At 64.7% G+C, this 14,637-nt stretch carries 12 protein-coding genes; 5 read left to right on the forward strand and 7 right to left on the reverse strand.

Annotation, left to right across the window (positions count from 1 at the left end):
* Nucleotides 1–383: 383 nt before the first annotated feature.
* Entirely contained in the window at nt 384–815 is a 432-nt protein-coding gene (locus tag D779_RS08005; RefSeq protein WP_043752250.1) for a gamma-butyrobetaine hydroxylase-like domain-containing protein, read from the forward strand.
* Nucleotides 816–865: 50 nt separating this feature from the next.
* Nucleotides 866–2,074, forward strand: coding sequence for a PQQ-dependent sugar dehydrogenase (locus D779_RS08010; RefSeq protein ID WP_043752253.1), 1,209 nt, complete (start codon nt 866–868; stop codon nt 2,072–2,074).
* 92 nt (nt 2,075–2,166) lie between these two features.
* Here D779_RS08010 and D779_RS08015 read toward each other — a convergent pair whose 3' ends face one another.
* Complete coding sequence (locus tag D779_RS08015) at nt 2,167–3,384, reverse strand: argininosuccinate synthase (protein ID WP_043752257.1); 1,218 nt, start codon at nt 3,382–3,384, stop codon at nt 2,167–2,169.
* 317 nt (nt 3,385–3,701) lie between these two features.
* Between D779_RS08015 and D779_RS08020 the strand changes: the two genes are divergently transcribed.
* Both D779_RS08020 and D779_RS08025 read left to right on the forward strand, forming a co-directional pair.
* Entirely contained in the window at nt 3,702–4,514 is an 813-nt protein-coding gene (locus D779_RS08020) for a UDP-2,3-diacylglucosamine diphosphatase (protein ID WP_043752262.1), read from the forward strand.
* Nucleotides 4,515–4,667: 153 nt separating this feature from the next.
* A complete protein-coding gene (locus D779_RS08025; RefSeq protein WP_043752266.1) occupies nt 4,668–5,012 on the forward strand; it encodes a phenylpyruvate tautomerase MIF-related protein in 345 nt (114 codons plus the stop codon).
* 184 nt (nt 5,013–5,196) lie between these two features.
* Here D779_RS08025 and pufA read toward each other — a convergent pair whose 3' ends face one another.
* The 6 genes from pufA to D779_RS08055 all read right to left on the reverse strand — a co-directional run bounded on the left by pufA (nt 5,197) and on the right by D779_RS08055 (nt 12,599).
* Complete coding sequence (pufA, locus tag D779_RS08030) at nt 5,197–5,379, reverse strand: light-harvesting antenna LH1, alpha subunit (RefSeq protein ID WP_043752268.1); 183 nt, start codon at nt 5,377–5,379, stop codon at nt 5,197–5,199.
* 85 nt (nt 5,380–5,464) lie between these two features.
* Nucleotides 5,465–7,438: an alpha-amylase family glycosyl hydrolase gene (locus D779_RS08035; protein WP_043752271.1), complete on the reverse strand. Its 1,974-nt coding sequence runs from the start codon at nt 7,436–7,438 to the stop codon at nt 5,465–5,467.
* 24 nt (nt 7,439–7,462) lie between these two features.
* Nucleotides 7,463–8,362: a carbohydrate kinase family protein gene (locus D779_RS08040; RefSeq protein WP_043752273.1), complete on the reverse strand. Its 900-nt coding sequence runs from the start codon at nt 8,360–8,362 to the stop codon at nt 7,463–7,465.
* 61 nt (nt 8,363–8,423) lie between these two features.
* Nucleotides 8,424–9,257, reverse strand: coding sequence for an HAD-IIB family hydrolase (locus tag D779_RS08045; RefSeq protein ID WP_043752276.1), 834 nt, complete (start codon nt 9,255–9,257; stop codon nt 8,424–8,426).
* Nucleotides 9,254–11,389, reverse strand: a complete 2,136-nt coding sequence (locus D779_RS08050) for an HAD-IIB family hydrolase (protein ID WP_043752278.1) — start codon at nt 11,387–11,389, stop codon at nt 9,254–9,256. The genes D779_RS08045 and D779_RS08050 overlap by 4 nt, the downstream gene beginning before the upstream one ends.
* 586 nt (nt 11,390–11,975) lie before the next feature.
* Nucleotides 11,976–12,599, reverse strand: coding sequence for a pseudouridine synthase (locus D779_RS08055; RefSeq protein ID WP_043752280.1), 624 nt, complete (start codon nt 12,597–12,599; stop codon nt 11,976–11,978).
* A gap of 337 nt (nt 12,600–12,936) precedes the next feature.
* On the opposite strand from D779_RS08055, the gene D779_RS08060 reads away from it, so the two are divergent.
* Complete coding sequence (locus tag D779_RS08060; protein WP_043752282.1) at nt 12,937–14,637, forward strand: hypothetical protein; 1,701 nt, start codon at nt 12,937–12,939, stop codon at nt 14,635–14,637.

A 14,637-nucleotide genomic window follows, 5' to 3' on the forward strand; every position in this document is an offset into this window, starting at 1 on the left:
CTGGCTCTTCATCGCCGAGGTTATGCGCGAGCGTCGTCAGGGGCGACCGGCTCCCGTTCTGCCGCCACCTGCTGCGGCGTGAGAGCAGGGGGAACCGAACGGATACAACCAATGGCAGTGCCATATTGATTGGCTGCACAGTAGCGCATCCTGTTTTCTCGGAATGCCGGACAAAAACGGCGAGGACGATCCAAGGCGTCAGATCCATAAATCGCACACGCTCTCGATCTTATGCCCTTACTCGCTACGAGGGCAACCTGGGGCAGCCGTCGCTCGCTCGGTGCTACCGATAGTGATGCATGCGCTCTCGTCCAATACCTCCCATCAACCGGTTCCGCCCCCATCTACCAGCCATCCAATCTCAACCCAAACCCATCCAACCCATGACCCAAACCCCACACCCAAGCGACATCAAGCTCCGTCAGCAGTCCCGCATCCTCGAAATCACCTTCGACGACGGCGCACGTTTCTGCCTACCCTGCGAGTATCTGCGGGTCTATTCCCCCTCCGCCGAGGTGCGCGGCCATTCTCCGGCGACGGCGAAGCTCCAGGTCGGCAAGGAGGCGGTGAACATCACCGATCTGCTGCCCATCGGCCAATATGCCTTGAAGATCGTCTTCGACGACGGGCACGACTCGGGGCTCTACGACTGGGGGTATCTCTACAAGCTCGGGCGTGCCTGGCAGCCGTATTGGTTCGACTATCTGCGACAGCTCAAGGATGCGGGGCACGAGCGCACTGGGCCGGATCCCTTCGATACATTGAAGGCGAACGGTGAGTCTCCCTCGTGTCTGCCCGAGACGGCGGCCGGCTGATCTGGAGTCGAGCTGGACCGTATCCCGAACCCCGGAGAAGGAGGACGACCATGCACATGCGACATCTTCACTTGCCGATGCTGTTCCTGGCTTTCTCGGTCTTCCCGACGACCTTCCTGACGGCCGCCGAAGTGGAGCTGACAGGGGATGTCCCGGAGGCATCCGGCTGGCGGACCGAGGTGGTCGTCGAAGGGCTGGAGCATCCCTGGTCCATCGCCTGGTTGCCGGATGGCTCGGCCCTGGTCACCGAGCGTCCCGGTCGGCTGCGGATGATCCGCGACGGGGCCTTGGTGCCGACGCCGATTGCGGGCGTGCAGGACGTTCTGGCGCACGGTCAGGGCGGGTTGCTGGACATCGCCCTGCATCCCGATTTCGAGACCAATCGGCTGCTCTATCTGACCTATTCGGTCGGAACCAAGGCAGCCAACCGCACTGTCTTGGCCCGGGCACGGCTGGACGAGGACGGGCGGCGGCTCTCCGATTTGGAGGTCATCTTCCGCAATCCGGATACGAAGGAGGGCGGGGCGCATTTCGGGTCGCGCCTGCTCTGGCTGCCGGACGGCAGTCTGCTGATGAGCCTGGGCGACGGTGGCAATCCGCCTCTGTCATTCGATGGCGCCTATATCCGCGAGCAGGCGCAGAACCTGGGGACGGACTTCGGCAAGCTGGTGCGGCTCACCGAGGATGGCAGGCCGTTCCCCGGCAATCCCTTCGTCGCCGAGAGCGGGGCCAGACCCGAGATCTATACCTTCGGCCACCGCAACATGCAGGGTCTGGCACTCGATTCGGCGAGCGGGCGGGTCTGGGCGACCGAGCACGGCGCCCGCGGCGGGGACGAGCTGAATCTGATCCGGCCCGGCCAGAACTACGGCTGGCCGGAGGTCACCTACAGCATGGAGTATTTCGGTCCGGCGATCTCGGACGTGCACAGCCGATCGGGCATGCCGGATCCCAAGGTGGTCTGGACGCCCTCGATCGCGCCGAGCGGATTGGTCTTCTACAGCGGCGAGCGTTATCCGGGCTGGAAGGGCGATCTCTTCGCCGGGGCGCTCAAGTTCCTGCAGATCCGCCGCATCCGTCTCGATGGCGAGCGGGTGGTGGGCGAGGAGAAGCTGACGATCGGCAGGCGGGTGCGCGACGTGCGCCAGGGACCGGACGGCTATCTCTACGTCCTGACGGACGAGCCCAACGGGGGCCTGCTGCGGATTCTCCAGCTACCAGCCTCCAGCGGCCAGCTGGAAGAGATTGAGCGCCGCTGAACTATACGGTCGCAAGCCGCTCCAGCCGTGGATGAAGGCCGCCATGCATCCCAAGCCGCAAAGGCTGGGAGCTGGCGGCTGGAGGCTGGCCGCTACTTCTTCCGTCCCTGCACCCGCAGACGCAGCGCGTTGAGGCGGATGAAGCCGGTGGCGTCGCCCTGGTCGTAGGCGCCGGCGTCTTCCTCGAAGGTGGCGATGGAGGCGTCGAAGAGGCTGTTGGTCGCGGACTTGCGGCCGGCGACCATGACGTTGCCCTTGTAGAGGTTGAGACGGACCTCGCCGTTGACGACGGTCTGGGTCTGGTCGATGGCGGCCTGCATCATTTCGCGCTCGGGGGCGAACCAGTAGCCGTTGTAGACCAGGCTGGCGTAGCGCGGCATCAGCTCGTCCTTGAGGTGCGCGGCCTCGCGGTCGAGGGTGAGCGATTCGATGGCGCGGTGGGCCTTGAGCAGGATGGTGCCGCCGGGGGTTTCGTAGCAGCCGCGCGACTTCATGCCGACATAGCGGTTTTCGACGATGTCGGCGCGGCCGATGCCGTTGGCGCCGCCGATGCGGTTGAGCTCGGCCAGGATCTCGGCCGGGGTCATGCGCTTGCCGTCGATGGCGACCGCGTCGCCCTGCTCGAAGGTGAGCTCGATGCTGGTCGGGGTATCAGGGGCCTCCTCGGGCGAGACGCTCCAGCGCCACATGTCGGCGCCCGGCTCGACCCAGGGATCCTCCAGGTCGTAGCCCTCGTAGGAGATGTGCAGCAGGTTGGCGTCCATGGAGTAGGGCGACTTGGTGCCGTCGCGCTTCATCTCGACCGCGATGCCGTGCTTCTCGGCATAGGCCATGAGCTTCTCGCGCGAGAGCAGATCCCACTCGCGCCAGGGGGCGATGATCTTGATCTCGGGGTTGAGGGCGTAGGCGCCGAGCTCGAAGCGGACCTGATCGTTGCCCTTGCCGGTGGCGCCGTGCGAGATGGCGTCGGCGCCGGTCTCGGCGGCGATCTCGATCAGACGCTTGGCGATCAGCGGGCGGGCAATGGAGGTGCCGAGCAGGTACTCGCCCTCATAGATGGCGTTGGCGCGGAACATGGGGAAGACGAAGTCGCGCACGAACTCCTCGCGCAGATCGTCGATGTAGATCTCCTTCACGCCGGCCGCCTTCGCCTTGGCGCGGGCCGGCTCCAGCTCCTCGCCCTGGCCGATGTCCGCGGTGAAGGTCACGACCTCGCAGCCGTACTCCTCCTGCAGCCATTTGAGGATGACCGAGGTATCCAGTCCGCCCGAATAGGCCAGGACCACCTTCTTGATTGCGCTTTGCGCCATCGTCTTGCTCCAAATCTCGGTTGAACACGCCCTCTTGGTCGATCACGCAATCGGGCAATCGCACAGTATAGAACGAGGTCCGGGAGGACGGGAGTCAAGGATCGGATCTCGGCGCCGGGCCGCCCGACTCGGTCCGTGCCGCTCGATCCTCGGCCGTCTCCGGATCGCCATGCATCCGACATTGAATCGTCAGAAAATCGAACGAAATCAGCATTCTTAATCGCCCCTTCACCCGATCTCAACCAGTCTGAAACATAGTTGGTGGACCATAGCGCAAATTTTCTCCGAACCAGATTTCGTCAGAGGCGGTGAAGCCGATGTCCGACATCAAGCGCATGAATCCACTGAAATACCGCAGCATCTTCCTGTCCGACATCCATCTCGGCTTTCGCGGTTGTCAGGCCCGCTTCGTGCTCGATTTCCTGCAGTCGACCCAGTGCAAGCAGCTCTATCTGGTCGGGGACATCGTCGATCTCTGGGCGATGAAGGGCGGCCTCTATTGGCCGGAGGCCCACAACCAGGTGGCGCGCGAGATCTTCGACAAGGCGCGGCGCGGAACCGAGGTCATCTTCATCCCGGGCAATCACGACGGTCTCTTTCGCGAGCATCTGGATGCGCGTTTCGGCGACGTCGTGGTGCGCGACGAGGTGGTACATACGACCGCCGACGGCCGGCGCTTCCTGGTCCTGCACGGCGACAAGTTCGACGGGGTGGTGCAGAACAGCCTCTGGCTGGCCAAGCTCGGATCGCGCGCCTACGATCAGCTGCTGGCGCTCAACGGTTATCTGAGTCGGGTGCGCTCGCTGTTCGGGCTCAAGTACTGGTCGCTGGCCGGATATCTGAAGCACAAGGTCAAGGACGCCGTCAGCTACATCGGCAACTACGAGCGCGCGGTCGCGACCGAGGCCGGTCACCGCGAACTGGACGGCATGATCTGCGGCCATATCCATCATGCCGAGATGCGCGACATCCAGGGCGTCACCTACTGCAACTGCGGCGACTGGGTCGAGAGCTGCACGGCGCTGGTCGAGCATCACGACGGGCGGCTCGAATTGCTGCGCTGGACGGATGCCTTTCCGCAGACCATCAGCACCATGGAGCCGGAGATCGCATTGGCGCGGGCGAGCTGAGTCGGGGACGCGAAATGCTGCGGTGAGGGGCGAAGCGGACCGATCGCGACTGATGCGATTCGCGATGCTCATCGCAGTCGACGACGGGTCGATTCGTGCGCGGGAATCGTCCTATGATCGGGGTTCTTCGTCATCGCCGAGAGGAACCCCGCCATGCCGACACTGCGTATCCTGACCAACGTCTCCGTTCAGCCCGACGTCCGCCAGTCGCTTCTCGCTCGCGCCTCCAGCGCGGTCGCCGAGATGCTCGGCAAGCCCGAGTCCTATGTGATGGTCGTGCTCGAGGACGGGCGCGATATCATCTTCGGCGGATCCTTCGATCCCACGGCCTATCTCGAACTCAAGAGTCTCGGTTTGCCCGAGGATCGGACCCCCGACTTCTCCAAGACGCTCTGCGCGCTGGTCTCCGATCTGCTCTCGGTGCCGCCGGGGCGCGTCTATATCGAGTTCGCCTCTCCGCCGCGTCATCTGTTCGGGTGGAATTCGGGGACATTCTAATTCGACCGAAGCCGTTAGCCGCCGGTCGGGGGTAGGGCGCAATAGGCCGCCCGGATTTGGTGGCTGCAAGGTTTCGCTATCGAGTTGGGGGTGGGAAGCCCCGTCGGTCGATGATGGGGCGGCCGTATTGCGCCGTCTGTCATGCGGCGCAATACGCTGCGCTATTGCGCCCTACGGGGCCGGATCAGCGAATGCCGGGTGGCTCGGGTTGCGGGTTGATGGCGACCGGCGCGTCCGGTCCGGCGAGCCAGTTGAACTCGGCGGTGCTGATCAGGATGAAATGGATCAGGAGCGCGAGCACGGCGAGAAAGCCGAAGATGGCGATCAGTGTCGCGCGCGGGCTCAGAAGCAGCCAGATTCGATGCATTCCTACCTCCTGTCGTCGAGCGTGAGCGGGCTTGGTCCGCTCACAGCATAGACGATCCGTTCAGGGCCCAAGCGCTGTCTGCGGTTTACAGCTGCGAGCGCGCCCGCTGGTTGGCCAGCCAGTAGAAATGGTAGGGCGGGATGATGACCCGGTTGTTGAAGATGGCCGGTGAATCGCCCGTGACCAGATCCTGCAGCTGGCCGTAGCGGAAGAGCCCGCGCTGGCTCAGCTCCTCCAGATCCAGATACTGGGGCGTGACGTCGAAGTTGGCCGCCACCAGCACCGAACTGGTCTGCATCATGGGATGGGTGCGCAGGAATACGAACAGGTGCGGGTTGCTGACGTCGATGAGTTCGCGGTTGTTGAAGTCGGCGAAGGCCGGGGTGTTCTTGCGCACCGCGATCATGCGTTTGAGGCCGTCGAACAGACGCTGCTCGACGGTGCCGTGCTCGAGCCGCCGGTTGGCCCGGTCCCAGTTGATGCGCGGACGGTGGATCCAGCGCGCGTCGCTGGCCTTGTTGACGTCGTCGAGGAACGAGCAGTCGTTGAGGGTGCCGACCTCGTCACCGTACCAGATGAGCGGGATCCCGCCGAAGGAGAGGATCATGCCGTGCAGTGTCAGGATGAGCGCGACGGCGTGATCGATCTGTTCGGGGTCGTTGGACTCCAGGGCCGTTTCCAGGCCGGCCAGCGAGGCCAGCGCGCCGGCGATGCGGGCGTCTCCGGTCTTGTGGTTGACGCCGAACGGGCGGCCGCGCGCCGGCGATCCCTCGAAGGCGCCGGTGAACCAGTCGATCAGGAAGTGCCGGTGGGCGTAGGGGTCGTAGTCGCAGGTGCGGATGTCGGCGTCGTCGAAGCCGAGACCGATGTCGTCGTGACAGCGCACGTAGTTGAGCCAGGTGGCACGGTCGAGCTTGTGGGGCAGGCTCTTGATGCCCTGGTTGAGCAGCTTGGCGTTCTTGGTGGCGACCGCGTCCCAGAGCAGGGCCATGAAGGTGGCGTTGTAGGCGATCTCGCATTCCTTGGCGATGACCGCGTCCTCGCCGAAATACTTGATGATCTCGGAGGGGGAGACGATGGCCTCGGCGATGAAGAGCACGCCGGGGGCGACCACCTGGCAGCAGTCCTTCATCAGCTGCAGGATGAGGTGAGCCTCGCGCTCGTTCTGCGAGGTGGTGCCGATCTTCTTCCACAGGAAGGCGACCGCGTCCAAGCGTACGATGTCGGCGCCCTGGTTGGCCCAGAAGAGGATGATGTCGAGCATCTCGATGAAGACGGCCGGGTTGGAGTAGTTCAGGTCCCACTGATAGTGGTTGAAGACCGTCATCACCCACTTGCCCATCTCCTCGTCCCAGGTGAAGTTGCCTGGCGCGTTCTCCGGGAAGATCTCGGGCAAGGTCTCCTCGAACATGTCGGGCACGTCACGGTTCGGGAAGACGTAATAGAAGTCCTGGTAGGTCTTGTCGCCCTCGCGCGCCTTCTGCGCCCATTCGTGCTCGTTGGAGGTGTGGTTGACCACCACGTCGAGGGTGAGCAGCATGCCGCGCTTGTGCATGGAATCGGTCAGCGCGGAGATGTCCTCGACCGAGCCGGCACGTGGGTCGATGTTGCGGAAGTCGCTCACCGCATAGCCGCCGTCGCTCGCCCCGAGCGGGCAGCGCAGGATGGGCATCACATGGACCATGTTGACGCCGAGGTCCTGCAGATAGGGCAGGCGTTCGATCAGCCCCTTCAGATTGCCCGCGAAGCCGTCCAGGTAGAGCGCCATGCCGACCCATTCCGGGCTCAGGAACCAGTTGTGATTCTCCTCGCGCTCCATGTCGATCTGCTTGAGCCGCTCGGGCCGGTCGATATAGGCGCGTGCCAGGCGTTCGGTCAGGGCCACCATCTGGTCCTTGAAGTCCTCGCGATGGCCATAGAGATGCTCGAAGAGCGAATGGATCGCGTAGAAATTGGCACCGAGGCGGGTGTAGAAGTGACGTAGATCCTCACGAACGACCCGATGGCTGAACTCGTCGAGGATGTCGTTCAGCAGGGCGTGCGAAACCTGTTCGTACATGCAGACTCCAGATGGCGGCGGAGACTAGGTGTGAAGGCCCCATCCTTCGATGAGGGGCCGGTAGAAGTCCGGCTGTGCCGCGGTCGCCCCGCGTTGTCCGACCACCCTGGAGGCGAATGTCTGCGCGCGCTCCAGGGTGGTTTCGAGCGACCAGCCTTGGGTGATGCCGAGGATGGTCACGGCCGCGAAGGCATCGCCGGCGCCGACCGTGTCGACGACCTCCAGCGCGGGCTGGGGGGCGACCAGAACCGCATCGGTCTCGGGCGTGAGGGCGAGCGCGCCGGCTTCGCCGAGCGTGACCACCAGCCCCTTCAGGCGATGACGCTCGAGGAAGGCGCGCGCGAGATCGGTCATGTCGATGTCCGTGGACGTCGGGGCCGGGTCGCTCAGGCAGAGCAGTTCGTCGCGGTTGAGCTTGACCCAGTCGGCCTCCGTGACCCAGGTGAGCACGGGGTCGCGCGACCACCAGGGCTCGCGCAGATTGACGTCGAGAAAGATCAGATCCGGTCCCGATGACTTGATGTCCCTCAGCGTCGCGGCCGAGACCGGGCGGCGCAGCGCCAGTGTACCGTGGTAGAGCAGGCCGCAGCCAGAGGCGTCCGTTGGAGTGCGGATGAAATCGTAGGCGCAGTCGAGGAGGATGTCGTAGCTGGGTTCTCCATCCTGGATGCTGACCTGGACCTGTCCGGTCGGATGGTCCGGGTCGGTCTGGAGCTCGGTGGTATCCATGCCCCAATCCCGCATGCCCGAGCGGATGCGCGCGCCTTCCTCGTCCTCGCCGACCGCGCTGACGAAGCGCGGGGCCGCGCCGAACGCCTGCAGATGCCAGGACACGTTGAAGGGCGCGCCGCCCAGGATCTGGCGGCCGTCCGGAAAGCAGTCGAGCAGCACCTCGCCGAAGATGCAGACTGAGGGTGTCTCCACGATGTGGTTTCCTCTTGTGGTGTGGTGTCTCGCGCGTCTCTCTTCGGTCCGGGGCCGGCTCTCAGGACTCCATGAGCGGAATCAGGTCGGGCCGGAAGTGAGCCACGCCCTCCAGGATTCCGGCGCTGTAGTTGCCGTTCATGCCGGACCAGCCGCCCTTGGCGCAATAGAGGGTTCCATCCAGGTCGTTGGCCCTGGTGTGGGCCACGGCCTCCTCGCGCACGTCCGGATGGCCGTTGGCGACCAGTACGGCCGGGATGTAGCTCGTGAGCACCTCCAGGTCGTTGCCGCTGTCGCCGGAGAAGACCGTGGTCCGGGTGTCGCGTCCCAGCTTGCGCATCAGGAATTCCACCGCATGGAACTTGCTGGCCCGTTCGGGCAGGACGTCGAGCAGACCGACCCCTGCCTGTTCGTCCAGGCTCCAGATCAGGGTGGCCCGGATCGCCTCCGCGGACAGCAGGTCCGAGAGCTCGGAGCGCAGCCGCTCGGCGTCGAGGTCTGCCTCGGCGTAGAAGCTCAGCTTGAACCGGCCCTGCTTCTCCGGCTCCTGGAGACGCAGCTCCGGCCGGTCGGCGAAGAGCGACCGGATGCGGTCGCCCCCCCAATCGGCGCCGATCTCGCGTGCCCAGTCCTCGGCCAGCCTCCAGTCGTCGTCGAGGCGCTCGTAGAGACTGGTTCCCACGTCGCCCACCAGATAGTCGGGCTGGGGCAGATCGTATTCGGCGATGGCCTTCTCGACCAGTCCGCGATCGCGGCCGCTGACATAGGCCAGGGTCACGCCCGGATCGCTCACCAGCCGGCGGAACCGCTCGCGCGCGTTGGGCGATTCAGGCTCGTTTCCGTTCGGGATGAGGGTGCGGTCGAGATCGGTGCAGAGCAAGAGTGGCTGAGTCATGAGGTCGCCCCCGGGACGCGGCAGGAACGGAAGAAATCGTAATAGTCGATGGCCTCGAGGATGCCCTTGGCATGGCCCTGCTTGGCGAAATAGATGTTGTCCATCTCGGTCAGCTGGGAGAGTTCCTCGTGATGGCGGTTGGCGACCACGACGGCGAGTGTGTTGCCGCGCATCATGTCCTCGTCGGCGCCCGATCCGCCGACCACCAGCACGTGCTCGAGCGGGATGCCGAAGCGGTGCGTGGCGTAGCGCACGGCCAGGCCCTTGCTGGCGCGCACCGGGATCACGTCGAGGAACTGGCCGAAGGCGTGGACGACGTTCACGCTCAGCTCGCGGGTGCGCAGCATGGTCGAGATCTCTTCGACGCTCGGCGCGACCGTCGGGTCGTAATGGTAGGCGATCTTGAAATAGCTCTGTTCGATCTTGTGCTGCGGGACCAGTCCGGGGACCTCCTGGAGCGCGCGGCGGACCGCCTTGGGTTTCCAGAGGTGGTCGACATGGTCGTGCCAATAGTCGTCCGGGACCAGTCGAGCCGAATAGTGGATCTCGGTTCCCAGGCTGGTGATGAGCACGTCCGGGATCGGGATGCCGTGCCGTTTGAGCTCGGCGAGAAGGCTGTCGAGACGGCGCCCGGTGACGATGCCGAAATTGGCGCAGCGCTTGTTCTTGCGCATCATGGCGACGAACTGCTCGACGCCCTCCTGGTCTCCGAGCAGGCTTTGGTCCAGGTCGGTGAAGAGTGCGCGATCCCGGTAGATCATGCTGCGGCGCATGGGCGGGGTGTCCGGGATGGGCTCGTGCTTGGCGAGCAGGGGCTTGATGCGATTCAGATATTCGCCGGCATGGGCCTGCCACGAATAGTGTTCGCGGACCCCGGCGAGTCCCTTCTCGGAGAATGTCTTCCAGAGCTTGCGGTCCGCGAGGATGCGCAGCAGTGCCTCTGCGATGGCCTGGCGGTCGAGCGGGTCGACCAGGATGCCGTTGCGGCAGTTGCCGATGATGTCGACCGGGCCGCCGTTTTCGGTGGCGACCAGCGGCAGGCCGGTGGCGGCCGCTTCCAATAGGGTCAGGCCGAAGGGTTCGGTCAGGGCAGGGTTGATGAAGACCCCGCCGCTCTGGGCGGTGAGCCGGTAGATCTCGGGGACCTCTTCCGCGGCGTGGTGCTTGGGCGCGGCGACCTTGCCGTGGAGGTCGTAGGCGTCGATGGTGATGAGGATGTCGGTCAGGACGTTTCTGGCGCCTTCCTCGAGCTCGCGGATGTCGTCGCGGTTGCCGGCGACGATCAGCAGGTTGGCCCGTTTCTGCAACTCCTCGGATTCGCCGTAGGCCTCGACCAGGGCGACGATGTTCTTGCGGTGGTCGGCCCGCGACAGGGCCAGGATCAGCGGCTTGTCGGGATCGTCCAGGAAGCGGTGGACCTCGTCGGCGAAGGGGATGGGGGGGTCGTTCGGCTGCGGCGGATGGAATTGGTCGAGATCGGTGCCGGGCGGGATGACGACCATCCGGTCCGGGCGGTAACAGTCGTAGAGTCCGTACTGTTCCTCGATCTCGTTGTGGGTGCTGGCAATGACCAGATCGACGCTCGCTAGCACCGACTCTTCGGCGTCGATTCGTCTGAGCATGTTGTAGCGGGAGTCGATCTGGTCGCTGTCCAGGCCTGCGGCGAGCAGGCGTTGACGTTTATCTCGACCGAGCGAGTGTCCGGTATGGACCAGGGGCGCACCGATGAGGTTGGCCAGGTTGGTGCCGACATAGCCGGCGTCGGCGTAATGGCTATGCACGATATCCGGCCAATGTCCCTGCTCGTGCAGGAAGGCCGTGAGGTTGTCCATGAAGCTGTCCATGTGGTCCCAGAGCTGTTCCTTGGGGATATAGGCATCCGGGCCGGCCTCGATGCGAACGATGCGCACCTTGTCTCCGAGCGGCTCGAGCGGTTCGGCGTAGTCTGGGCTGACGTTAGGGTCGCGGACGCAGCGCGTCACCAGATCGACCTGGGTTACTTCGTCGAACTGGCCGAGCGCGCGGGCCAGGTCGACGACGTACTTGGTCTGTCCGCCGGTATCGGCGTCACGTCCCAGTTCGAGATCATGGCCGCGTATCAAGCCATGGATGCTCAGGAGCAGGATATACATTGGGATGTTTCCTTTCGTTTTCGGCGCCCGCAGCATGCGGCACCGTCTTAAACGTCGGCCCTCCTAAGATACGGGGATAGAGACGCGATTCCAAATCCGGGCCGATCGAGCCTGTCTCATCTCGCCTCCCTTTTCGGGCGGCTGCTCCCCGTTCTGGACCCACGCATTCAGCATCCGTTCATCCCGTCGAGATTATGCTCTGGCCATCTGCTTCGCCCGAGAGGCCCGAGTGATGGTCTTGGCGTCAGATTGAGAGCCGGCGGCGATGTCTGGGCCGGATAGGTCCTGGAACGATTCAGAATGGCGAGGTGATCCCAGTGAAAAGGTCGATACTCTTGGCTGCAACCCTGACGATGCTATCGGTCAACGCCCCTGGAGCCTATGCTCGCGGGGAGGATGCGGGGGCCGCTGCGGCCGCCGGATTCATCGGTGGTTTGTTCACCGGCCTGCTTCTCGATGCAGCCCCTCCGCCCCGGGTCCATCGTCCGGGGCCGGTGGTGATCGAGCGCTACTATGACGCGCCGCCGCGGGGCTACCGCAGACATGGCCCTCCGCGCCATCGGTACGATAGGCATCGCTGGCACCATCATGAACGCCGCGGCCGCTGGGACTGAGGTCGCTTGGCCCCTCGACTCCGTGCGCGCCGCTCCGTGCCATTCGCCGAGGCGACCTGAATCACCCGATACTGCCCAGGATCCAGATCGTCGAGGCGCCATTGTCCGATCGCAACCCGCACCAGCCTCAGGGTTGGCAGGCCGACGGCTGCGGTCATGCGTCTGATCTGGCGGTTGCGTCCCTCGCGGAGCCCTATCTCGATCCAGGCGGTCGGAACGCGTTTGCGAAAGCGCACCGGCGGATCGCGTGGCCATAGATCCGGCTCCATCAGCCGCTTCGCTCGGGCCGGTTTGGTCGGGCCGTCGTTCAGCATCACACCCTGGCGCAGTTGCGCCAACTGTTCTTCTTCGGGTGTCCCCTCGATCTGAACCCAGTAGGTCTTCCATTCCTTGTGTCGCGGATGGCTGATGCGATGTTGGAGGCCGCCGTCGTCGGTGAGCAGCAGCAGGCCTTCGCTGTCCTTGTCCAGGCGCCCCGCCGGGTAGATGCCGGGCAGCGGCAGGTAGTCGGCGAGCGCGCCCCCCGAACCCGGAGGCGATCCGCTGAATTGACTGAGAACGCCGTATGGTTTGTTGAATAGAACGAGTCGGGCCATCGGGGCGCGCGTTGCGTGTGGAGTCTGTTTTGTGCCTGCCATTCTATACCTCACCGACAATTCGTCCCTTCGAGCGGCAGGGCTGTATGGGGCCGCATCCACGCCGTTCGGATATCGGTCGATTTGCGTGCAAGTGATCTCCGTCACATTTCGGGAGTCGGAAGCCCAATCGTCTCGCATTGGTCGTCATCCCGTAAGATCCAATTGATAGCGTGCGCCACCCATAGCTCCTCCTCCCTTGGTTTTGGCTGTCGACCGTCGCGATCCTGGCCGCACCGCGGTCCGGTCACCCGACGGTTCAGCCTCGCCTCCTTGCCCTTTTCCGGTGGTCTCTCCCATGTCTTCGCTCCCAACCGATGGTCAAGAGGACGATAGCTGGAACGCTCGCTTCGTCTCGCTTCTTTGGACCCTGAAACGCGCGGTCGATCAGGCGCCGCCAGGCAGCGTTCCGGGCGTTCACTATGTACATTTCCATGCCCTGCGCAAGGATGCGGCCTATCGCGAGGATCTGCTGAGGAAGATGCTGGAATCGAAGGATGCTGGCATTCGATCGCTCGCCGAGGAGGTCGTGGCCTTCAGCGCCCAATTGCATCATGACTCCAGCCATCGGCAGCGGCCAGGGACGGATGGGGCACTGGCGGCGCCCCCGATCCCCGGTGGACAGGCCGCCGGTCCGGCCTCGATGGATGGGCCATCGGATCGTCGTAAGGGCGGCGGAATGGGCGGCGTCAAGGTACTGCTGCTGATCCTCATCCTGATCGCCTCGAGCGCCGGCATCTTCGTCGCCAGCGAGACGGGAATCTTTCAGCGGATGACCCAGATCCCGGTCGAAGGCAGTCTGGTTCAGGACACCCATTGGCATTCGGGATCGACCTACCGTTTGAGGGGGCTGGTCTTCGTCGAAGGCACGGCGACCCTGACCATCGATCCGGGCGCCAGGATCCTCGGCGAGCCCGGATCCGCGCTGATCGTGACCCGGGATGCCCGCATCAACGCCCGGGGATCGGCGCAGGATCCGATCGTCTTCACCAGCGCCAGCCCGGTCGGCAGTCGCCATCGAGGCGACTGGGGCGGGGTGGTGCTGCTCGGGAACGCCCCGACCAATACGGAGGTCGCGCATGTCGAGGGTCTGGACGCTGGCGATCCGCGCGGCTTCTTCGGCGGCCAGGCCGACTCGGACAGCTGCGGCATTCTGCATTACGTTCGGATCGAGTACGCGGGTCACGAGATCTCGAAGGACAACGAGCTCAACGGTCTGACGCTCGGCGGCTGCGGCAGCGGCACCATCCTGCGTTTCGTCCAGGTCCATATGGGCCTCGACGACGGTATCGAGCTGTTCGGAGGCAGCGCGAACCTGAGTCATGTGGTCATATCCGGGGCCGCCGACGATGGTCTGGACTGGGACCGGGGCTGGACCGGGTTCGGTCAGTTCATCGTCATTCAGCAGGATCCGAGCATCGGCGACAACGGTATCGAGGCGGACAATCTCAAGAGCGATCCGGATGCCTCGCCGCGCTCGGCCCCGACGCTCTCCAATGTCACCATCGTCGGGGGGCGCAATCCGGCGGTGGGGCAGCGGGGCATGGTCCTGAGACGGGGCACCGGCGGGAATCTGCTGAATGTCCTGGTCGCCGACTTCTCCCTCGAGGCCATCGATGTCCGGGACCCCGCGACGGTGGCACAGGCCGAGCGTGGCGTCTTGCGCACCTCGGGGCTGGTGCTGGCGGGCGGAGTCGGAGAGCGGCTGTTCGAGCTGGAGCAGGGCGAGGCCGACGATGACGGCGGGTTCGACGAGTCGGCGTTCTTTCTGAGCGATGCGGAGCATGCGGCCCATTGGCCAAGTTCTCCGCTCACCCATCTCGGTCCGGTCTGGACGGCGACCGAATTCGTTCCGGAATACGACGGGAGACTGGTGCGGCTGGCCGTTCAGCCCCCTCAGGGCGAGTTCTGGGACGAGGCCGCCGGCTTCATCGGCGCCCTCCGTCCCGGTGCCCGGACCAGCTGGCTGGAGGGATGGACCGATTTCGCCGAACACTGA

The sequence above is a fragment of the Imhoffiella purpurea genome (genome assembly GCF_000585215.1).
Lineage (GTDB): Bacteria > Pseudomonadota > Gammaproteobacteria > Chromatiales > Chromatiaceae > Imhoffiella > Imhoffiella purpurea.